The organism is Pantoea sp. ICBG 828 (assembly GCF_002928355.1).
In the GTDB taxonomy this organism is placed as follows: Bacteria; Pseudomonadota; Gammaproteobacteria; order Enterobacterales; family Enterobacteriaceae; genus Pantoea; species Pantoea dispersa.
On sequence record NZ_POWN01000001.1, the window covers coordinates 1 to 21,537 of the forward strand.

General features: G+C 53.9%; 19 protein-coding genes, 2 tRNA genes and 1 other RNA gene. 13 read left to right on the top strand and 9 right to left on the bottom strand.

What is annotated here, in order from left to right:
• Positions 1-306 precede the first annotated feature (306 nt).
• The 5 genes from C1Y43_RS00005 to C1Y43_RS00025 form a co-directional block, all read right to left on the bottom strand.
• Positions 307-433, bottom strand: a non-coding RNA gene (locus C1Y43_RS00005) — RtT sRNA.
• A 39-nt stretch (positions 434-472) separates the two neighbouring features.
• Positions 473-557 (bottom strand) — tRNA-Tyr (locus C1Y43_RS00010).
• A gap of 44 nt (positions 558-601) precedes the next feature.
• Positions 602-686 (bottom strand) — tRNA-Tyr (locus C1Y43_RS00015).
• 144 nt (positions 687-830) lie between these two features.
• Complete coding sequence (gene purU, locus C1Y43_RS00020; protein WP_031280214.1) at positions 831-1,679, bottom strand: formyltetrahydrofolate deformylase; 849 nt, start codon at positions 1,677-1,679, stop codon at positions 831-833.
• A 57-nt stretch (positions 1,680-1,736) separates the two neighbouring features.
• Positions 1,737-2,192 carry a YchJ family protein gene (locus C1Y43_RS00025; protein ID WP_040679954.1) on the bottom strand — a complete coding sequence of 152 codons (456 nt, stop codon included), beginning with the start codon at positions 2,190-2,192 and terminating at the stop codon, positions 1,737-1,739.
• A 96-nt stretch (positions 2,193-2,288) separates the two neighbouring features.
• Here C1Y43_RS00025 and rssA point away from each other — a divergent pair, with 96 nt between their 5' ends.
• From rssA to C1Y43_RS00050, 5 genes are all read left to right on the top strand, one after another.
• Complete coding sequence (rssA, locus tag C1Y43_RS00030) at positions 2,289-3,194, top strand: patatin-like phospholipase RssA (RefSeq protein ID WP_021510074.1); 906 nt, start codon at positions 2,289-2,291, stop codon at positions 3,192-3,194.
• A gap of 101 nt (positions 3,195-3,295) precedes the next feature.
• The gene (gene rssB / locus C1Y43_RS00035) at positions 3,296-4,312 is read left to right on the top strand and encodes a two-component system response regulator RssB (protein WP_021510075.1); all 1,017 of its coding nucleotides are present in this window, start codon (positions 3,296-3,298) and stop codon (positions 4,310-4,312) included.
• A 192-nt stretch (positions 4,313-4,504) separates the two neighbouring features.
• Positions 4,505-5,413, top strand: a complete 909-nt coding sequence (gene galU / locus C1Y43_RS00040; protein ID WP_021510076.1) for a UTP--glucose-1-phosphate uridylyltransferase GalU — start codon at positions 4,505-4,507, stop codon at positions 5,411-5,413.
• Between the two features lie 23 nt (positions 5,414-5,436).
• Positions 5,437-6,777 carry a UDP-glucose/GDP-mannose dehydrogenase family protein gene (locus tag C1Y43_RS00045; RefSeq protein WP_021510077.1) on the top strand — a complete coding sequence of 447 codons (1,341 nt, stop codon included), beginning with the start codon at positions 5,437-5,439 and terminating at the stop codon, positions 6,775-6,777.
• A gap of 14 nt (positions 6,778-6,791) precedes the next feature.
• The gene (locus C1Y43_RS00050; RefSeq protein WP_104186560.1) at positions 6,792-7,799 is read left to right on the top strand and encodes an NAD-dependent epimerase; all 1,008 of its coding nucleotides are present in this window, start codon (positions 6,792-6,794) and stop codon (positions 7,797-7,799) included.
• 98 nt (positions 7,800-7,897) lie between these two features.
• On the opposite strand, the gene hns is transcribed toward C1Y43_RS00050, so the two are convergent.
• Positions 7,898-8,305 carry a histone-like nucleoid-structuring protein H-NS gene (gene hns / locus C1Y43_RS00055; protein ID WP_031280215.1) on the bottom strand — a complete coding sequence of 136 codons (408 nt, stop codon included), beginning with the start codon at positions 8,303-8,305 and terminating at the stop codon, positions 7,898-7,900.
• Positions 8,306-8,387: 82 nt separating this feature from the next.
• Positions 8,388-8,699, bottom strand: coding sequence for a hypothetical protein (locus tag C1Y43_RS23535; RefSeq protein ID WP_127834136.1), 312 nt, complete (start codon positions 8,697-8,699; stop codon positions 8,388-8,390).
• 9 nt (positions 8,700-8,708) lie between these two features.
• Between C1Y43_RS23535 and tdk the strand changes: the two genes are divergently transcribed.
• Positions 8,709-9,329, top strand: a complete 621-nt coding sequence (tdk, locus tag C1Y43_RS00060) for a thymidine kinase (protein WP_058774613.1) — start codon at positions 8,709-8,711, stop codon at positions 9,327-9,329.
• Positions 9,330-9,382: 53 nt separating this feature from the next.
• On the opposite strand, the gene adhE is transcribed toward tdk, so the two are convergent.
• Positions 9,383-12,061, bottom strand: coding sequence for a bifunctional acetaldehyde-CoA/alcohol dehydrogenase (gene adhE, locus C1Y43_RS00065; RefSeq protein ID WP_104186562.1), 2,679 nt, complete (start codon positions 12,059-12,061; stop codon positions 9,383-9,385).
• A 444-nt stretch (positions 12,062-12,505) separates the two neighbouring features.
• On the opposite strand from adhE, the gene C1Y43_RS00070 reads away from it, so the two are divergent.
• The 7 genes from C1Y43_RS00070 (at position 12,506) to oppF (ending at position 21,115) form a co-directional block, all read left to right on the top strand.
• Positions 12,506-13,153, top strand: coding sequence for a YchE family NAAT transporter (locus C1Y43_RS00070; RefSeq protein WP_031280216.1), 648 nt, complete (start codon positions 12,506-12,508; stop codon positions 13,151-13,153).
• Between the two features lie 570 nt (positions 13,154-13,723).
• Entirely contained in the window at positions 13,724-15,358 is a 1,635-nt protein-coding gene (locus C1Y43_RS00075) for an ABC transporter substrate-binding protein (protein ID WP_104186563.1), read from the top strand.
• 158 nt (positions 15,359-15,516) lie between these two features.
• The gene (gene oppA, locus C1Y43_RS00080) at positions 15,517-17,157 is read left to right on the top strand and encodes an oligopeptide ABC transporter substrate-binding protein OppA (RefSeq protein WP_021510084.1); all 1,641 of its coding nucleotides are present in this window, start codon (positions 15,517-15,519) and stop codon (positions 17,155-17,157) included.
• An 81-nt stretch (positions 17,158-17,238) separates the two neighbouring features.
• Positions 17,239-18,159 (top strand): oligopeptide ABC transporter permease OppB, encoded by a 921-nt coding sequence (oppB, locus tag C1Y43_RS00085; RefSeq protein ID WP_104186565.1) that lies wholly within the window; start codon positions 17,239-17,241, stop codon positions 18,157-18,159.
• Positions 18,160-18,174: 15 nt separating this feature from the next.
• Complete coding sequence (gene oppC / locus C1Y43_RS00090) at positions 18,175-19,083, top strand: oligopeptide ABC transporter permease OppC (RefSeq protein ID WP_021510086.1); 909 nt, start codon at positions 18,175-18,177, stop codon at positions 19,081-19,083.
• Between the two features lie 11 nt (positions 19,084-19,094).
• The gene (locus C1Y43_RS00095; protein ID WP_021510087.1) at positions 19,095-20,114 is read left to right on the top strand and encodes an ABC transporter ATP-binding protein; all 1,020 of its coding nucleotides are present in this window, start codon (positions 19,095-19,097) and stop codon (positions 20,112-20,114) included.
• On the top strand, positions 20,111-21,115 hold the full coding sequence (oppF, locus tag C1Y43_RS00100; RefSeq protein ID WP_104186567.1) for a murein tripeptide/oligopeptide ABC transporter ATP binding protein OppF: 1,005 nt from the start codon (positions 20,111-20,113) through the stop codon (positions 21,113-21,115). Before C1Y43_RS00095 ends, oppF begins: the two co-directional genes overlap by 4 nt.
• 58 nt (positions 21,116-21,173) lie before the next feature.
• Here the strand turns inward: oppF and C1Y43_RS00105 are convergent, their stop codons facing one another.
• Positions 21,174-21,503: an HI1450 family dsDNA-mimic protein gene (locus C1Y43_RS00105; protein WP_013509338.1), complete on the bottom strand. Its 330-nt coding sequence runs from the start codon at positions 21,501-21,503 to the stop codon at positions 21,174-21,176.
• Positions 21,504-21,537: the final 34 nt, after the last annotated feature.

Consider the following 21,537-nt stretch of genomic DNA (forward strand, 5'->3'; position numbering starts at 1 on the left):
AGGCATACGGGTTTGCATAGATTCTCCTTAACAGCACAGGGAAACCGCCATGACCATCCTTATGGATGCGTGCTCGGGGCACAGGATACCGTCCGGTCTTGAAGGCGGGAGTTAAGTTGCCGGGGATGAATCTACGAAGCAGGCTTTATGCCCAGGGGGCGCCCCCATCTCACCAGCAACTTCCCGATGATCAGTCGGGGATCATCATACCCGGAGGAGAATGATCGGGATATAAGGGGCGCCATTGATGGCGACCAGGCATCGCGTAAATTCAGATGTCGGTCTGGTGAAAAGTGCAGCATGAAATGGTGGCGGGAGAAGGATTATTCGCCGCAAGCGGCTCACCCTGCGGGCCGCGCTGCGCGCGTTGTCTCACTGCGTTCGACCCGAACCTTCGGTCGAAGCTTCTCATCCTTCTCCGGATGTTATTTATTGGTTTTTCTATCGGCTGGAGGAGATGTGCAGCATGAAATGGTGGCGGGAGAAGGATTCGAACCTTCGAAGTCGATGACGGCAGATTTACAGTCTGCTCCCTTTGGCCGCTCGGGAATCCCGCCAGGGATATGAAGCTCAGAAGATTCAGGCGCAGAATGGATTCAGATGGTGGCGGGAGAAGGATTCGAACCTTCGAAGTCGATGACGGCAGATTTACAGTCTGCTCCCTTTGGCCGCTCGGGAATCCCGCCACTGGCCTGAATCTTTATGCCTGAAAGCGGGGCGCATCATACCAAATGCGTTCAGTCTGTAAAGCGCCCGCAGTAAAAAACTCAATCGTTTGCCCACTTTTTACGCGTGGCGCTGAAGAGTTGCGCAAATCAGCGCCGCAGTGGTTAAAGAATGATCGTGCGGTTGCCGTAAACAAACACGCGCTGGCCCAGCACTTTATACAGCGCGCGGCTCAGTACATTCTTTTCCACGTCGCGTCCGGCACGCATCATCTCTTCAGCGGTATAGCTGTGATCGACGTTAATCACGTCCTGCATGATGATCGGGCCTTCATCCAGGTTGTCGTTCACGTAGTGCGCGGTGGCACCGATGATCTTCACGCCGCGCTCATAGGCCTGATGATAAGGACGGGCGCCAATAAAGGCTGGCAGGAACGAGTGGTGAATATTGATGATCTGGTTGGGATAACGCTGTACAAACGCCGGCGTCAGCACGCGCATATATTTCGCCAGCACCACGTAATCCGGCTGATAGCGATCGATCTCATCCGCCATGCGGTTATCGTGCTCTTCGCGCGTCAGGCCTTCATGGCTGACCAGCACGAACGGGATGTCAAAACGCTCGACCAGCGAACGCAGCGTTTCATGGTTACCAATAACGGCGGCGATTTCCATATCCAGACCACCAAAGGCGCTCTTCATCAGCAGATCGCCCAGGCAATGCGCCTCTTTGGTGACCAGAATCACCACGCGGCGACGTCCGGCGCTGTGCAGCTCACGTACCGAACCGGTCGGCAGCGCGCTGTCGAGGTCAGCCAGCAGCGTGTTGTCGTTGAAAATGCCTTCCAGCTCTGTGCGCATGAAAAAGCGCCCGGTACGGTGATCGACGAACTCATTGTTCTGCACAATGTTCAGTTCGTGCTTGTAGCAAATGTTGGTGATCTTGGCGATCAGACCTTTGGCATCGGGGCAAATGGTCCGTAAAACTTTTCGTTGCATGGTTTGCGCTTGCATCTCGATCAGAGTCCTGTCAAAGCGATGAATGGTGAAGCTGTTGGGCATCTGTCCAGATTAGCCACAACATTTTTTGTATTTTTTATCGGAGCCACAAGGACAGCGATCGTTACGCCCTAACTCCGGCGTTGTTCCGTCGACATAGTACCAGCGTTGATCCTCGCGAAGAAAGCGTGAACATTCATACAGGCTGCAGGTACGGCCTTTTTCGAGATAACGCGCAAAAAAAGTCACGAAGGCTTCATTCTCATGGCTTCCGTGATTACAACGGGTTACATTCAGGCCAAGCCATTCTGTGGTGGCGAAACTTTCGGATAATAGCGTCTCCAGTCCGGCCACGCGCTGGCTGGGATGCCAGGTTTCTACCAGCCAGGCGGCGTTTTGCTTAACGTAAGCGCTGTAACGCGAGCGCATTAACTGTTCAGCGCGCTGTGGCGTTTGTTGCCCGTTCAGAAAGGGCTGACAACATAGGCTATACTGCTCTCCGCTGCAGCAGGGGCACTTTTCGGACACATCATCTCCTGAGAGTGATTAAAGTTAATGAAAGTGTGCGCTATGTTAGCCGACTGGCCAGCGTGAAGCTACGCATCAGGTTGATCACGAGGTGAGATGAGAAAAGTCAGGATTGGGCTGGCCCTGGGATCGGGCGCTGCCAAAGGCTGGGCGCATATTGGTGTCATCAACGCGCTGGAGCGCGCCGGTATTGAGGTGGATGTCGTCGCCGGCTGTTCCGTCGGCGCACTGGTGGGTTCTGCCTACGTCAACGGCCGTCTGGCGTTGATGGAGAAGTGGGTCAGCGCATTTCGCTACTGGGATGTTATCCGTCTGATGGACCTCTCATGGCAGCGTGGCGGCCTGCTGCGCGGCGACCGGGTGTTTAGCCATATCCGTCAGCTGATCCCTAACGAGCTCATCGAAGACGCGGATAAGCGCTTTGGCGTGGTGGCAACCAACCTCAGCACCGGACGCGAGCTGTGGCTGACCGAGGGGGATTTGCACCAGGCGGTGCGTGCATCGTGTAGTATGCCAGGCTTATTGCCTCCGGTTGGCTACAATGGTTATTGGCTGGTGGATGGTGCAGTGGTCAATCCGGTGCCGATTTCGCTAACCCGCGCGCTGGGCGCTGACATTGTGATTGCCGTTGACCTGCAACATGATGCGCACTTGATGCAGCAGGATCTGCTGTCGGTCACGCCGCAGAGCGGTGAAGAGGCGGCAGCGGCAGAAGCACTGAGCTGGGGCAAAAAACTGCGCCAGCGTCTGATGGGGTTGACCCATCGGCGCGCCAGCCAGTCTCCAGGCGCGATGGAAATTATGTCAACGTCAATCCAGGTATTGGAAAATCGCCTGAAACGTAACCGTATGGCAGGCGATCCGCCGGATGTGCTGATTCAGCCTTTTTGTCCGCAGATTTCAACGCTGGACTTTCATCGGGCTGAAGAGGCCATTGCGGCAGGCAAGGCCGCCGTGGAGAAAAAAATGGATGAACTATTACCGCTGGTCCGTAGCAGATAATCAGTTGTTCATTCACGGGGGTTGTGACTTCAGCCAATTCTGAAAGGCGCAACGGCGTTTTATGAACCACTATTGAAATATCTGGTACGCAGGGGGAGAGAATGGAAAAACCGCTAATCGGCAAAAAGATACTCATTGTCGAAGATGAGGTCGTTTTCCGTTCATTGCTGGACACATTGTTAACTGGCCTTGGAGCCAGCACGTTCGAAGCGGGCGACGGACTCGACGGCCTGAATTTACTCGCCGCGCAGTCGGTGGACCTGGTCATTTGCGATCTGGAAATGCCGCGCATGGGCGGTATTGAGTTTGTCGAGCGAATTCGTACACGCGGTAATAGCGTGCCCATCCTGATCATCTCCGCCACGCAGAACATGGCCGATATTGCCCACGTGCTGCGCCTTGGCGTGCAGGATGTGCTGCTCAAGCCGCTAAAAAACCTGGAACGTTTCCGTGAAGCGGTGTTTGAGTGCCTCTATCCTTCGATGTTCACCTCGAAAGTGGAAGAAGATGAACAGCTCTTTCAGGACTGGGATGCCCTGGTGCGCGATCCGCTCGCTGCCGCCAAGCTGCTCAAACAGCTGCAACCGCCAGTCCAGCAAACCATCGCCAGCTGCCGCATAAACTATCGTCAACTCACCATGGCGGAACAGCCGGGGCTGGTGCTGGATATCGCCGCGCTGTCGGACAAAGATCTGGCGTTTTATTGCCTGGACGTAACGCGTGCCGGCGACAACGGCGTGCTGGCTGCATTATTGCTCAGAGCACTGTTTAACGGTTTATTGCAGGAGCAACTGTCCGGGCAAAAGCAGCGTCTGCCGGAACTCAATGGTCTGCTGCGCCAGGTGAATATGCTGTTGCGTCAGGCCAACCTGAACGGTCAGTTCCCGCTGCTGGTGGGCTACTATCATCGTCAGTTGAAAAATCTGATTCTGGTCTCAGCCGGTCTGAATGCCACGCTGCACATCAATACTCAGCAAATCCAGCTCAGTAACGGTGTGCCGCTTGGCACTATGGGCAGCACCCATCTTAATCAAATCAGCCAGCGCGCCGATGCCTGGCAATGTCACGTCTGGGGAGCCGGCGGCCGGCTTCGCCTGATGTTATCGTCCGAAGAATAGCCACTCAGATTTATATTTTCCGCGGGTTAAAGACAGGGCCAAAGCTTAGCTTTACACTTGGGTAATAGTCTTAAATTCCGCGGATTAACTCCATCCAGGATAAATCCGTCTGACACTAACTGATATACTCATTTCGTTTTTAAACCGACATATCAAGTATTAACTTGAACGGCCTATTAAGAGAGGTATTTGATGTCTGCCTATAAGTCTAAAGTAAAAAAAGCGGTAATCCCGGTTGCAGGTCTGGGTACGCGTATGCTGCCTGCCACCAAAGCTATTCCAAAAGAGATGTTACCGCTGGTCGATAAGCCGTTGATCCAGTATGTCGTGAACGAGTGTATTGCTGCGGGTATTAATGAGATCGTGCTGGTTACGCACTCCTCTAAAAACTCCATCGAAAACCATTTTGATACCAGTTTCGAACTGGAAGCGATGCTGGAAAAACGCGTGAAGCGTCAGCTGCTGGATGAAATCCAGTCAATCTGCCCGCCACACGTCACCATCATGCAGGTACGTCAGGGTATCGCCAAGGGCCTCGGTCACGCCGTGATGTGTGCTCATCCGCTGGTCGGTGATGAGCCAGTCGCGGTGATTCTGCCAGACGTGATCATTGATGAGTACGAATCTAACCCAACCAAAGATAACCTGGCAGAAATGCTGACGCGCTTCGAAGAGAGCGGTCGCAGCCAGATCATGGTTGAGCCAGTTGCCGATGTCACCGCTTACGGCGTGGTTGACTGCCAGGGCGCAGAGCTGGCACCGGGCCAGAGTGCACCGATGGTGGGCGTGGTTGAGAAGCCAAAAGCCTCGGAAGCGCCATCTAACCTGGCGGTAGTCGGTCGTTACGTGCTGTCTGCGGACATCTGGCCTCTGCTGGCGAAAACCCCTCCGGGTGCTGGCGGCGAAGTACAGCTGACCGACTCCATCGCCATGCTGATGGAAAAAGAGACCGTAGAAGCTTACCACCTGACCGGCGTGAGCCACGACTGCGGTAACAAACTGGGTTATATGCAAGCTTTTGTTGAGTATGGCGTGCGTCATCCGGTGCTGGGCAAAGATTTCGCTCAGTGGCTCGACGGCGTTGCAGGCAACAAAAAGTAATTCATTAAGCACAGGATAATTCAATGAAAGTCACTGTATTTGGTATCGGCTATGTCGGTCTGGTTCAGGCTGCGGTGTTGGCCGAAGTCGGACATGACGTTCTCTGTATTGATGTCGACGAAAAGAAAGTCGAAAACCTGAAAAAGGGCATCATCCCAATTTTTGAACCGGGCCTGACGCCGCTGGTTATGTCGAACTATGAAGCGGGGCGTCTGAAATTCAGCACCAACGCAGAAGAGGGCGTAAACCATGGCGTAATGCAGTTTATTGCTGTGGGCACGCCGCCGGATGAGGATGGCTCTGCCGACCTGAAATATGTGACTGCGGTTGCGCGTACTATCGCGCAGCACATGAACGATCACAAAGTCGTCATCGACAAATCTACCGTACCGGTAGGCACCGCTGACCGCGTGCGCGCGGTGATGAGCGAAACGCTGAAGCAGCGTGATGCCAATATCGCGTTCGATGTGGTCTCCAACCCGGAGTTCCTGAAAGAGGGTGCCGCAGTTAACGATTGCATGCGTCCGGAACGTATCGTGGTGGGCACCGACAATGATGAGGTGGTCGAACTGCTGCGTGAACTGTACGAGCCGTTTAACCGTAATCACGACCGCATGATTCTGATGGATATCCGCAGTGCAGAGCTGACCAAATATGCAGCTAACTGCATGCTGGCAACCAAAATCAGCTTCATGAACGAGATTTCCAACCTTGCGGAACGCCTGGGTGCTGACGTGGAAAAAGTACGTCAGGGCATCGGTTCTGATTCACGCATCGGTTATCACTTTATTTATCCGGGCTGTGGTTACGGCGGTTCCTGCTTCCCGAAAGACGTGCAGGCGCTGATTCGCACTGCAGAGTCAATCGGCTACACCCCGCGCCTGTTGCAGGCGGTAGAAGACGTCAACGATTCGCAGAAGAACAAGCTGCCGACGTTTATTAAACGTCACTTTGGCGACGATCTGCGTGGCAAGACGTTTGCGCTGTGGGGGCTGGCGTTCAAACCGAACACCGACGACATGCGTGAAGCTTCAAGCCGCGTGCTGATGGAAGCACTGTGGCAGGCGGGCGCAACGGTGCAGGCGTTTGATCCGGAAGCGATGGAAGAAGCCCAGCGCATCTACGGCCATCGTGACGATCTGAAGCTGTGCGGCACTAAAGAAGCTGCGCTGCAGGGCGCCGATGGTCTGGTGATCTGCACCGAGTGGCAGAACTTCCGTGCTCCGGATTTCGACGTGATTAAATCCTCGTTAAAACAACCCGTGATTTTTGATGGTCGTAACCTGTATGATCCGGAGCGTATCAGCAAACGCGGTTTCGTTTATTATGCAATCGGCCGCGGAGCGTCTATTCAAATTGTGTAATAAATGAGGGATTTATGAATTTTCTGGTCACCGGCGCGGCAGGATTTATTGGTTTTCACGTTAGTCAGCGTTTGCTGGCTGCCGGTCACCAGGTTGTTGGTATCGATAACCTGAATGATTACTACGATGTCAGCCTGAAACAGGCGCGCCTCGACCAGATTACCGCACATCCCGCGTTTACTTTTCTTAAAATGGACCTGGCAGATCGCCAGGCCATTTCTTCCCTGTTTGAACAGTATGCTTTTGCGCGTGTGATCCATTTAGGTGCACAGGCGGGTGTTCGCTATTCCATCGAGAATCCGCACGCCTACGCTGATGCCAACCTGATTGGTCACTTAAATATTCTGGAAGGTTGCCGTCATCATAAGATTGGCCACCTGCTGTATGCTTCATCGAGTTCGGTTTATGGCCTGAACCGTAAAATGCCGTTCTCCACGGATGATTCCGTTGATCATCCGGTATCACTTTATGCTGCGACGAAAAAAGCCAACGAATTAATGTCGCATACCTATTCACACCTTTACCAATTACCTACCACCGGATTGCGCTTCTTTACCGTTTATGGTCCGTGGGGCCGTCCGGATATGGCGCTGTTTAAGTTCACCCGCGCGATACTGGCCGGTGACGCGATTGATGTGTATAACCGCGGCCAGATGACACGTGACTTTACCTATATTGATGATATTGCCGAAGCGATTGTGCGTTTGCAGGACGTGATTCCGCAGGCAGATGAAAACTGGACGGTGGAAAACGGCTCGCCTGCCACCAGTTCGGCGCCGTATCGCGTGTACAATATTGGCAATAGTCAGCCTACCAGCCTGATGACTTACATTGAGTCGCTGGAAAAAGCGCTGGGGATTGAGGCGAAGAAAAATATGCTGCCGATGCAGCCCGGCGATGTATTAGGCACCAGTGCAGACACCCAGCCGCTGTATGACGCGATAAATTTCCGCCCGCAGACCAGCGTAGAGCAGGGCGTGCAGCATTTTGTTGACTGGTACCGCGACTTCTATCAGCAATAAGTCGCGATAAAAAAAGGAAGCCAGCGGCTTCCTTTTTTCTTACCCGGTGTAAAACAGAGCACAGCGCCAGGGCTGGCATGCTGCGAAGCACTGGTTCCTTACAGCAGGAAATCGTCCAGTTGTTTACCTTGTTCTTCAATCGCTTTTTTAATCACGGCTGGCGTACGTCCCTGGCCGGTCCAGGTACGGTTCTCACCGTTCTCGTCGACGTAACCATACTTCGCCGGACGTGCCGCGCGTTTGGCTTTACCTGGCGCTTTGGTTTCAGCTAATGCCTGCAGCAGTTCGTTTGGATCAATACCGTCTGCCATCAGCATTTCACGATATTGTTCCAGCTTACGGCTGCGCTCGGCATTTTCCGCCTGGGCAAGAGATTCTTCTTCACGACGTTCATTCACCACAACCTCAAGTTTTTCCAGCATCTCTTCCAGTGTTTCCAGAGAGCATTCCCGAGCCTGCGCGCGCAATGTACGGATATTATTAAGAATTTTAAGTGCTTCGCTCATTGTCCTAATCTCAAAATATAATAAATGGAGTTGTTCTGCCGCCTCATAATAGTGGCGGTGAAAAATAACTGCAATAGCCAGATTAAAAAGCAAAACGTAAAGTTAATGTTGTTAAGCTTTTTAAGGCGCTATTTATTATTCTTTTTATAGATTTGATAGCACAGGTTTTGCAGGGATAAATACCGCTGTGCGCCTTTCGCCCGGGCATCAGCGATAATAATACTGAATAAAATTGCTGCATGATCACGGCTTTGACATAACGTGCGAAATGTTGATAACGATGCTGCTGATCTATGACGATGACGTTAATTTGAGCAGTTGATAAAAATAATGCATCGCAACAGTGCAGCAGCTTTATGATAGACTCACGCGCAACAGTTTCGGGCAGTGACAAGAGACATTTATGGCGCAACTCTATTTTTATTACTCAGCGATGAACGCGGGAAAATCCACCGCATTGCTGCAGTCTTCCTACAATTACCATGAGCGCGGCATGCGTACGCTGGTGTATACCGCGGAAATTGACGACCGCTTCGGCGCCGGAAAAGTCAGCTCGCGTATTGGTCTTTCGTCTCCGGCTTTTTTATATAACGCGCAGACCAACCTGGAAAGTGAAATTGCGGAACAGCACGCGAAGCAGACGGTTCACTGTGTACTGGTGGATGAGAGCCAGTTTCTGACGCGTGAGCAGGTGAAAGCCCTGTCGGACGTGGTAGATAATCTGGATATTCCGGTGCTGTGTTATGGTCTGCGTACCGACTTTCGCGGTGAGTTATTTACCGGCAGTCAGTATTTACTGGCCTGGGCCGATAAGCTGGTGGAATTGAAAACCGTGTGTCACTGTGGACGCAAAGCCAGCATGGTGTTACGACTGGATGCTAAGGGTAAACCGTTCAGCGAAGGGGAGCAGGTGGTGATCGGTGGTAATGAGCGCTATATCTCTGTGTGCCGCAAGCACTATAAACAGGCGATTAATGACGGCTCGCTAAACGCCATTTACGGTTCACAACTGCCTCACGCCTGAATAGCCGCAGCATAAAAAAACCCGCCGCAGCGGGTTTTTTTGTATCAGGCCAATCAGGCCTTCTTGGTTTTCTTCTCACTCTTAACGGCTTTAGCTTCACCCTCAGCAGCAACACTGTTATCTGCTTCTGAGAACTCACGGCCATAGAAGGTATCCAGCATGATTTGTTTCAGTTCAGCAATCAGCGGATAGCGTGGGTTAGCACCGGTACACTGGTCATCGAACGCATCATCCGCCAGCTTGTCGACTTTCGCCAGGAAGTCAGCTTCCTGCACGCCCGCTTCGCGGATAGAGGTTGGGATACCCAGCTGAGTTTTCATCTCTTCCAGCCATGCCAGCAGTTTTTCAATTTTCTGCGCGGTACGGTCACCGGCAGCGCTCAGACCGAGATGGTCAGCAATCTCCGCATAGCGGCGGCGTGCCTGCGGACGGTCGTACTGGCTGAAGGCAGTCTGCTTGGTTGGATTGTCATTCGCGTTGTAGCGAATCACGTTACAAATCAGCAGGGCGTTGGCCAGACCGTGTGGAATGTGGAACTCAGAGCCCAGTTTATGCGCCATGGAGTGACACACGCCGAGGAAGGCGTTGGCGAAAGCGATACCGGCAATGGTCGCCGCATTGTGAACACGCTCACGCGCCACAGGATTTTTCGCGCCGTCACGATAGCTGGCAGGCAGATTCTCTTTCAGCAGCTTCAGTGCCTGCAGCGCCTGACCGTCAGAGTATTCGTTGGCCAGTACCGATACGTAGGCTTCCAGCGCATGGGTGACGGCATCCAGACCCCCAAAGGCGCACAGCGAACGCGGCATCTCCATTACCAGGTTGGCATCGACAATCGCCATATCCGGCGTCAGCGCATAATCTGCCAGCGGGTATTTCTGACCAGTCGCATCGTCGGTAACCACTGCAAACGGGGTAACTTCTGAACCGGTACCTGAAGTCGTGGTAATCGCCACCATACGTGCTTTGACACCCATTTTCGGGAACTTGTAGATACGTTTACGGATGTCCATAAAGCGCAGCGCCAGTTCTTCAAAGTGAGTTTCCGGATGTTCATACATCACCCACATAATCTTGGCCGCATCCATCGGTGAACCCCCGCCCAGTGCGATAATCACATCAGGTTTGAAGCTGTTCATCTGCTCGGCACCTTTACGCACGATGCTCAGCGTTGGGTCTGCTTCTACTTCAAAGAACACTTCGGTTTCAATACCGTGCGACTTCAGCACGCGGGTGACCTGGTCAGCATAACCGTTGTTGAACAGGAAGCGGTCGGTGACGATAAAGGCGCGTTTCGCACCGTCAGTCGCCACTTCTTCCAGCGCAATTGGCAGTGAACCGCGGCGGAAGTAGATAGACTTCGGAAGTTTATGCCACAACATATTTTCAGCTCGCTTGGCCACGGTTTTCTTGTTGATCAGGTGTTTTGGACCCACGTTTTCAGAGATAGAGTTACCACCCCATGAACCGCAGCCCAGCGTGAGTGAAGGGGCCAGCTTGAAGTTATACAGGTCACCGATCCCGCCCTGTGAAGCCGGGGTGTTGATCAGGATGCGCGCGGTTTTCATTTTGTCGCCGAAGAAGTTTACGCGCTCGCGCTGGTTGTCCTGGTCGGTATAAAGACAGGAGGTGTGGCCGATACCGCCCATTGCCACCAGTTTTTCTGCTTTATCCACCGCATCGTAATAGTCTTTCGCGCGGTACATGGCCAGCGTTGGCGAGAGCTTCTCATGGGCGAACGGCTCAGACTCATCCACCAGTTTCACTTCACCAATCAGAATTTTGGTGCTCACCGGCACGCTAATCCCTGCCAGTTCAGCAATTTTGTAAGCCGGCTGGCCGACAATCGCCGCATTCAGCGCGCCACTTTTCAGGATGATATCCTGCACCGCTTTCAGCTCTTTGCCCTGCAGCAGGTAGCCACCGTGGCTGGCGAAGCGCTCACGCACGGCATCATAGACAGAATCCACGACAATCACTGACTGTTCAGACGCACAAATCACGCCGTTGTCGAAGGTTTTTGACATCAGGATCGAGGCAACCGCGCGTTTGATATCGGCCGTTTCGTCAATCACCACCGGGGTGTTACCCGCGCCCACACCAATCGCTGGTTTGCCGGAGCTGTAAGCCGCTTTCACCATGCCCGGACCACCGGTGGCGAGAATCAGGTTGATATCCGGGTGATGCATCAGCTGGTTAGAGAGTTCAACCGATGGCGCATCAATCCAGCCAATAATGTCTTTTGGCGCACCGGCCGCGATAGCAGCCTGCAGTACGATATCTGCCGCTTTATTGGTGGCATCTTTGGCACGTGGATGAGGAGAGAAGATGATACCGTTACGGGTTTTCAGGCTAATCAGGGCCTTGAAGATGGCGGTAGAGGTCGGGTTGGTGGTGGGCACGATGCCACAAATCAGGCCAATCGGCTCAGCGATGGTGATGGTGCCAAAGGTATCATCGGTGTCCAGCACGCCACAGGTTTTTTCGTCTTTGTAAGCGTTATAAATATATTCGGAAGCGAAGTGGTTTTTGATGACTTTATCTTCAACGATACCCATGCCGGATTCGGCAACGGCCATTTTGGCGAGAGGGATACGGGCATCGGCAGCGGCGAGGGCGGCCGCACGGAAAATGGTATCAACTTGTTCCTGACTAAAATTGGCGTATTCGCGCTGTGCCTTTTTAACACGTTCTACCAGTGCGTTAAGCTCGGCAACATTAGTAACGGCCATAATACTCTCCTAAGGAAGTTAAACTTTTTTAGTAAACAAGCCTGAATCCAGAAGTATAGTCTCGTTACGCTTATGGATAGCTAAGGATGGCGATGCCCGTGCCGTTGCTTACTAAAAAGGTTTTTCCGCCAGGATGACCTGTGTCACAGGGTTGAGTTCCGATGGGCTAAGATTACCCCTGATGGGGTAGGCAATTTATGATGCAGATCAATTTAACTATCAGCTGACACCTTTCAGCGCTCACTTTTGCAAGTAAAGTTAGCGTCGACGGCTACAGAAGCCGATCTGACCGGCTGCAGGCCGATAACATAGCGCTAACAGTAGCGGAATAAACTGGGATAGTGCTTCAAGTGCAGCATTTATTTCTGCGTTAGCCTCTGGTGTTTCGCCAGGCTTTTGCACTACATTAAGCGCGATTTTTTTCGCCATCACCTGGAGCCCACCGTGACCCCTGCGCTACTCGATCTTTCTGGCTACATTAAATTTTTTGTGGGTTTGTTCGCGCTGGTTAACCCGGTCGGCATTATTCCGGTATTTATCAGCATGACCAGCTACCAGGCGGTGGCGGAGCGCAATAAAACTAACCTGACCGCGAACCTGGCGGTGGCGATTATCCTCTGGACCTCGCTATTCCTTGGCGACGGTATCCTGCATCTGTTTGGTATCTCGATTGACTCTTTCCGCATCGCCGGTGGCATTCTGGTGGTCACCATCGCCATGTCGATGATCAGCGGCAAGCTGGGTGAAGACAAACAGAACAAGCAGGAGAAGTCAGAAACGGCGATTCGCGAAAGCATCGGCGTGGTGCCGCTGGCGCTGCCGCTGATGGCGGGGCCGGGCGCGATCAGCTCGACCATTGTCTGGAGCTCGCGTTATCACAGCTGGCCAAATCTGCTGGGCTTTACCCTGGCGATTGCGATATTTGCCTTCTGCTGCTGGTTATTATTCCGGGCCGCACCGCTGATGGTGCGCGTATTGGGACAAACCGGTATCAACGTCATTACGCGTATCATGGGGCTGCTGCTCATGGCGCTGGGCATTGAATTTGTCGTGACCGGAATGAAAGCCCTGTTTCCAGGATTACTGAATTAACGGCGGTTATTTTTTATCGCTAAGCGCTTTGTGAACCAGAATGGTGCAATTAAACGAAATATTGCACCATTATAGTGATTTTATTTGTCGCGCTTAATATTGGCTTAACCTCATCAGTTTTACTACTTATGCCATCCTGCACATAGCCTGACCCGCAAAATACTGTGATAATTGTCACAGTATATCCCTCTGCTCTGCAAATAATCAGCAGTATCATTCTATGGCTTGCGCTGTAAATCCGAATAAATATCCGGGCTTCAGCATTGAAAGCAGCAATATTCGTAAATATTATAAAGTTAGTTGATTAACGAATAATTAACGTGCAAATCAGGCTGAAATTCATTGTTTATCAGTGGATTAATCGATAATTCTGCTCAAGAATTAACACTTTTCCTGTGCGCGGCAACGTGATAAAAGAGAATCAGCTAACATTTTTGTGGTTTAGCTTTGGCGTGCGGGCAACGCTTCTGATAATTTTCGGCTCACCGCAAAATTTTTTATCTGCTAGCAACAAATGTGTACGCTTCTTGCTTACTGCTATCAGGTTATGTTGAAGGTTGATATTGGTTGATGAAAAGCATGGTAGCGAAAACGGCAGCGCGCACGTTTCTGGCGCTTTGCCTCTCCAGTGCGCTGGCGCAAAGTCAGGCCGCTGAGATCCCAGCCGGGATATCATTAGCGGATACGCAACGCATCGTTATTAACAATGGCAGCGAAGTGTCCTCGCTTGATCCACAAAAAGTCGAGGGCGTGCCGGAATCCAATGTGATTCGCAATCTGCTGGAAGGACTGGTTGAGACCGACAATAACGGTCAACTGGTGCCTGGCGTGGCGCAGCAGTGGCAAAATCAGCAGGGCCGCATCTGGACGTTCACGCTGCGTAAAGACGCCCGCTGGAGCAATGGTGAGCCGGTCACCGCGCAGGATTTTGTCTACAGCTGGCAGCGTCTGGCCGATCCCCGCACCGCCTCGCCGTACGCCAGCTATTTGCAGGCTGCGCACATCAGCAACATTGATGCCATCCTCGCCGGTAAAGCTGCGCCTTCCCAGCTGGGCGTGAAAGCGCTGGACGATCATCATTTGCAGGTTACGCTCTCTGAACCGGTCCCGTATTTTGTTGATATGCTGGCTCATACTTCGATGAAACCGGTGTATCGTCCGGCGGTAGAGCAGTGGGGCGATGCCTGGACACAGCCGCAGCACTACGTGGGTAATGGTGCTTACACGCTGGCAGATTGGGTGGTGAACGAGCAGATCGTGGTGAAGCGTAATCCGCACTACTGGGACAATGCCCATACCACGCTGGACGAAGGCGTGTTTCTGGCGCTCACGTCTGAGAATAGTGATATCAACCGCTATCGCAGTGGCGGCACTGACATGACCAACAGCGTGGTGCCGCCCGATATGTTCAAAAAACTGCAGCAGTCGCTGGGAGATGAAGTAAAAGTCAGCCCGCTACTGTGCACCTTCTATTACGAAATCAATAACAAGAAAGCGCCGTTTGACGACGTCCGCGTACGCAGCGCGCTGAAGTTAACGCTCGACCGCGACATCATCGCACAGAAAATTATGGGGCAGGGACAGATCCCGGCCTACGGCCTGACGCCGCCCTTTATTCACGGTATTGCTCTCAATACGCCGGCGTGGGCGCAGCAGACACAGGCGCAACGTAACGCGGCAGCGAAGCAGCTGCTGGCGGAAGCTGGCTTCAATGCCCGGCATCCGCTGCGTTTTACCCTGCTGTATAACACTTCAGAACAGAACAAGCGTCAGGCGATTGCGGCTGCCTCGATGTGGCAAAAGAATCTCGGTGCACAGGTGACGCTGCAAAATCAGGAGTGGAAAACGCTACTGGAGACCCGTCATCAGGCACAGTTTGATGTGGTGCGCGCCACCTGGTGTGCGGATTACAACGAGCCATCCAGCTTCCTCAATCTGCTGCTGAGTGGCTCCTCCATCAACACCGCGTTTTATCACAGCGCCGCATTTGATGCGCTGATGGCGCAAACGCTCAACACCGCTGATGACGCGCAGCGCGCGCAACTCTATCAGCAGGCGGAACAACAGCTGGATCAGGATTCACCGATCATCCCGGTTTACTACCGCGTTAGCGTGCGGCTGGTGAAGCCGTGGGTGGGCGGTTTCAGCGGCAAAGATCCGCAGGATATGCTGGCGCTGAAATACTATTACATAAAGAAACATTGAGTAATGTGACGATCCGGCGCTACAGTCGGGCGTCACGTTGCCGTGGTAACCCTGCAGGGTGGTAGTGATCTTCGCGCAGACAGGCGGAGATCTCCCGGAAACGGGGTACGCCGGGCGGTCAGCCGACCCGGTGACGATAATAAAACTGGAGCGTAATAATGAACAACATCACGAAAAAAAGCCTGATCGCCGCAGGCGTACTGGCGGCCATCGGCGCGCTGGCAGGGAATGCTGCACTGGCGGCCAACGTACCGGCGGGTACCGAATTGGCAGCGAAACAGGAACTGGTGCGCGGCAATGGCGATGAAGTGCAGTCGCTGGATCCGCACAAAATCGAAGGCGTGCCGGAAGATAATATCGCCCGTGACCTGTATGAAGGTCTGATCGTGAGCGACAGCAACGGCAAGCCGGTTCCGGGCGTCGCGGAAAGCTGGGAAAACAAAGACTACAAAGTCTGGACCTTCCATCTGCGTAAAAATGCCAAATGGTCAAACGGCGAGCCGGTCACCGCGCAGGACTTCGTCTACAGCTGGCAGCGTCTGGTCGATCCAAAAACCGCCTCGCCTTATGCGAGCTACCCGCAGTATGGCCACATCCTCAACGTGGATGACATCATCGCCGGTAAAAAACCGACCTCCGATCTTGGCGTGAAAGCACTGGATGACCACACGCTGGAAGTGACGCTGAGCGAGCCGGTACCGTACTTCGATAAGCTGCTGATCAACGCGGTGATGTCACCGGTGTATAAGCCCGCCATTGAGAAGTTTGGCGACCAGTGGACGCAGCCGCAGAACTGGGTCGGCAACGGTGCATTTAAACTGGAATCTCACGTGATCAACGAACGCGTGACGCTGGTGCGTAACCCGGAATACTGGGACAACGAACATACCGTACTGAATAAAGTCACCTTCCTGCCAATCAACTCCGAAGTCAGCGATGTGAACCGTTATTTCTCCGAGAACGGCAGCGACATCACTTACAACAACATGCCGATCGAGCTGTTTAAAAAACTGCAGCGTGATAACGGTAAAGAGCTGATGGTGAAACCGTATCTGTGCACCTACTACTATGAAATCAACAACCAGAAAGCACCGTTTACCGATGTTCGCGTGCGTACCGCGCTGAAGCTGGGTCTGGATCGCGACATCATGGTGAACAAAGTGCTGGCGCAGGGTCAACAGCCGGCCTACAGCTTCACACCGCCAGCCACTGACGGCATGGAACTGCTGCCGCCGGACTGGTACAAGTGGGATCAGAACAAGCGTAACGAAGAAGCGAAGAAACTGCTGGCCGAAGCCGGTTATACCGCCGACAAACCGCTGACCTTCAACCTGCTGTATAACACCTCCGATCTGCACAAAAAACTGGCGATTGCCGCTTCGTCTATCTGGAAAAAGAACATCGGCGTGAACATCAAGCTGGAAAACCAGGAGTGGAAAACCTTCCTGGATACCCGTCATCAGGGCAACTTCGATGTCTCCCGCGCAGCATGGTGTGCCGACTATAACGAACCGACTTCCTTCCTGAACATCATGCTGTCGGACAGCAGCAGTAACACCTCGCACTATAAGAGCGCGGACTTCGACAAAGTGATTCACGATGCGGTGAAAGCGGCGGATGACAAAGCGCGCGTGGCCGATTATCAGAAAGCAGAGCAGATCCTGGATAAAGACAGCACCATCGTGCCGGTTTACTACTACGTGAACGCGCGTCTGGTGAAACCGTACGTTGGCGGCTACACCGGCAACGATCCGCTGGATAAAACCCTGGATAAGAACCTGTACATCATTAAGCATTAATAGCACTCAGGCTATCGACAGTGGCGGTGCTGCGGCGCCGCCTTTTTGACTTTGTGAAGCAACAGCCTGGTAGGTACGGCAATGTTAAAATTCATCCTGCGTCGGCTCCTTGAAGCCATCCCGACGCTATTCATTCTGATCACCATCTCCTTCTTTATGATGCGACTGGCACCCGGCAGTCCGTTCACCGGCGAGCGTGCGCTGGCGCCGGAAGTCATGGCCAACATTGAGGCCAAATATCACCTCAACGACCCGATCGGCAAACAATATCTCAGCTACCTGGTGCAGCTGGCACACGGCGATTTCGGGCCGTCGTTTAAATATAAAGACTACTCGGTTAACTACCTGGTCGGTCATGCGTTTCCGGTATCGGCCAAACTGGGGCTGGCAGCATTCTTCCTTGCGGTGATGCTGGGCGTGACGGCGGGGGTTATCGCCGCGCTGAAGCAAAACAGTTTGTGGGATTATGCGGTCATGGGGGTGGCGATGACCGGGGTGGTCATTCCCAGCTTCGTGGTGGCACCGCTACTGGTACTGATCTTTGCCATCACCCTGCGCTGGCTGCCGGGCGGCGGCTGGAATGGCGGGCAGTGGAACTACATGCTACTGCCGATGGTGGCGCTGTCACTGGCTTACATCGCCAGTATCGCCCGTATCACCCGCGGCTCGATGATTGAAGTGATGCACTCTAACTTCATCCGCACCGCGCGTGCGAAAGGTCTGCCGCTGCGCCGTATTGTGCTGCGCCACGCGCTAAAGCCGGCGCTGCTGCCGGTGCTCTCCTATATGGGGCCGGCGTTTGTTGGCATCATCACCGGTTCGATGGTAATCGAATCAATTTACGGTCTGCCGGGCATCGGTCAGCTGTTTGTCAACGGCGCACTGAACCGTGACTACTCGCTGGTGATGAGCCTGACCATTCTGGTCGGCGTGCTGACCATCCTGTTCAACGCGATCGTTGACGTGCTGTACGCCGTTATCGATCCGAAAATTCGTTACTGATGGTGGAGCTCGCTCATGATGTTAAGTAAGAAAAATAGCGAAGCTCTGGACGCGTTCAGCGAAAAGCTGGAAGTGGAAGGGCGCAGCCTGTGGCAGGACGCACGTCGCCGCTTTATTCATAACCGTGCGGCCCTTATCAGCCTGCTGGTGCTGCTGGTGATTGCGCTGTTCGTGGTGTTCGCCCCGATGCTGGCGCAGTTCAAATATGATGATACCGACTGGGCGATGATGTCTGCACCGCCGGACACCACCTCAGGGCACTGGTTTGGCACCGACTCTTCGGGACGTGACCTGCTGGTGCGCGTGGCGATTGGCGGCCGTATCTCACTGATGGTTGGCATCGCTTCAGCGCTGATCGCGGTGCTGGTGGGCACGCTGTACGGTTCGCTGGCCGGCTACCTTGGCGGCAAGATTGACTCGGTGATGATGCGTATCCTGGAAATCCTCAACTCGTTCCCGTTTATGTTCTTCGTCATCCTGCTGGTGACCTTCTTTGGCCGCAATATCCTGCTGATCTTCGTTGCCATTGGCATGGTGTCATGGCTGGATATGGCGCGTATCGTGCGCGGCCAGACGCTGGGACTGAAGCGCAAAGAGTTCATCGAAGCGGCGCAGGTCGGCGGTGTTTCTACCGGCAATATCGTGCTGCGCCACATCGTGCCGAACGTGCTGGGCGTGGTGGTGGTGTATGCCTCGCTGCTGGTGCCAAGCATGATCCTGTTTGAATCCTTCCTGAGCTTCCTTGGCCTCGGTACCCAGGAGCCACTGAGCAGCTGGGGCGCGCTGTTGAGCGACGGCGCCAACTCGATGGAAGTATCACCGTGGCTGCTGATGTTCCCGGCGGGCTTCCTGGTGGTGACGTTGTTCTGTTTCAACTTTATCGGCGATGGCCTGCGTGACGCCCTCGACCCGAAAGATCGTTAAGGAGTTTCCCGATGACCCATCATGATACTCAGCAGCCGCTGGCGGCTGCACCTGCGGGAAACGCTAACCTGCTGCTGGACGTTAAAGATCTGCGCGTCACCTTTAGTACTCACGACGGCGACGTGACCGCTGTGAACGACCTCAACTTTTCCCTGCGCGCCGGTGAAACGCTGGGCATTGTCGGTGAATCCGGCTCCGGAAAATCGCAAACCGCGTTTGCACTGATGGGACTGCTGGCGAAAAATGGTCGCATTGGCGGCTCGGCGCAGTTCAACGGCAGCGAAATCCTCAATCTGCCGGAAAGCAAGCTGAACAAGCTGCGCGCGGAGCAGATTGCGATGATTTTCCAGGACCCGATGACATCGCTCAATCCGTACATGCGCGTCGGCGAACAGCTGATGGAGGTGCTGAAACTGCACAAAGGCATGAGCAGCGCCCAGGCGTTTGAAGAGTCGGTGCGCATGCTGGACGCGGTGAAAATGCCGGAAGCGCGCAAACGCATGAAGATGTTCCCGCACGAGTTTTCCGGTGGCATGCGTCAGCGCGTAATGATCGCCATGGCGCTGCTGTGCCGGCCAAAGCTGCTGATTGCCGATGAGCCAACCACTGCGCTGGATGTCACCGTGCAGGCGCAAATCATGACGCTGTTGAATGAGCTGAAGCGTGAATTTAACACCGCCATCATCATGATCACTCACGATCTCGGCGTTGTTGCCGGGATCTGTGACAAGGTACTGGTGATGTATGCCGGGCGCACCATGGAATATGGCCGTGCGCGCGATGTGTTCTACCAGCCGGCCCATCCGTACTCGATCGGTTTGCTGAGCGCGGTGCCGCGTCTTGACGCGGAGGGAGAGTCGCTGACCACCATTCCCGGCAACCCGCCCAATCTGTTGCGTCTGCCGCAGGGCTGTCCGTTCCAGCCGCGCTGCGCATATGCCATGGATATTTGTGCCAAATCACCGCCGCTTGAACCGTTTGCCGAAGGGCGCCTGCGCGCCTGCTTCAAACCGGTGGAGGAGTTAGTATGAGCACCGTAATCGAAGAAAAAAAAGTGTTGCTGGAAATCGCCGATCTCAGGGTGCATTTCGATATCAAAGACGGCAAGCAGTGGTTCTGGCAGCCGCCGAAAACCCTGAAAGCGGTGGATGGTGTCAGTCTGCGTTTGTATGAAGGCGAAACCCTCGGCGTGGTGGGTGAATCCGGCTGCGGCAAATCCACGCTGGCGCGCGCCATTATCGGTCTGGTGAAAGCCACCGACGGGCGCGTGGCGTGGCTGGGGCGCGATCTGCTGGGCCAGAGCCAGGAAGAGTGGCGTCAGGCGCGCAGTGACATTCAGATGATCTTCCAGGACCCGCTGGCCTCGCTCAACCCGCGTATGACCATTGGTGACATCATCGCCGAACCGCTGCGCACCTACTATCCAAAGATGCCGCGTCAGGAAGTGAAGGATAAGGTTAAAAACATGATGATGAAGGTCGGTCTGCTGCCGAACCTCATCAACCGCTATCCGCACGAGTTCTCCGGTGGCCAGTGCCAGCGTATCGGTATCGCCCGTGCGCTGATTCTTGAGCCGAAGCTGATTATCTGTGATGAGCCGGTGTCGGCGCTCGACGTGTCGATTCAGGCGCAGGTGGTCAACCTGCTGCAGAAACTGCAGCGTGAAATGGGCCTGTCGCTGATCTTCATCGCGCATGACCTGGCGGTGGTGAAGCACATCTCTGATCGCGTACTGGTGATGTATCTCGGCCACGCGGTTGAGCTGGGGACCTATGATGCGGTATATAACGATCCGCAGCATCCGTACACCAAAGCGCTGATGTCGGCGGTGCCGATTCCTGATCCGGACCTGGAGAAAAATAAGCAGATTCAGCTGCTGGAAGGGGAACTGCCGTCGCCAATCAATCCGCCATCAGGCTGCGTGTTCCGCACCCGCTGCCCGATTGCCGGCCCGGAGTGCGCCAAAACCCGACCGCTACTCGAAGGCAGTTTCCGCCATGCGGTGTCCTGTCTGAAGGTTGATCCGCTTTAATAGCGGTGCCATAAACAACAACGCCGGGCAGTGCCCGGCGTTTTTTATGCGCTGCGGCTTATTCACGCCACAGAATATGACACAGCTTATGATCTTTCTCGCGGCACAGCAGGATCCGCGCGAACACATCGGTAATCGGTTCGCCGTCCGCTTCACCGAGGCCGATCACCACTTCTGAGAAGAAGTCAGGGTTGAGATCGAAATCCACATGTTCCTGCCAGTCTTCGGATGGATCAAACAGCTCGGCACCGCCGCGCTCTTCAAATTGCAGATTGAACAGAATGATGTCTGCCGGATCGAGGTTATCGCCTGCCAGCTCAAGAAAAATATCGTAAGCCTGTTCCAGCGTTTCATCTTCAGTAAGGCGATTATTTAAATCCATGGTCATTCCTGCTTGCCCTGAGGCGGTAATATTTTCGCTC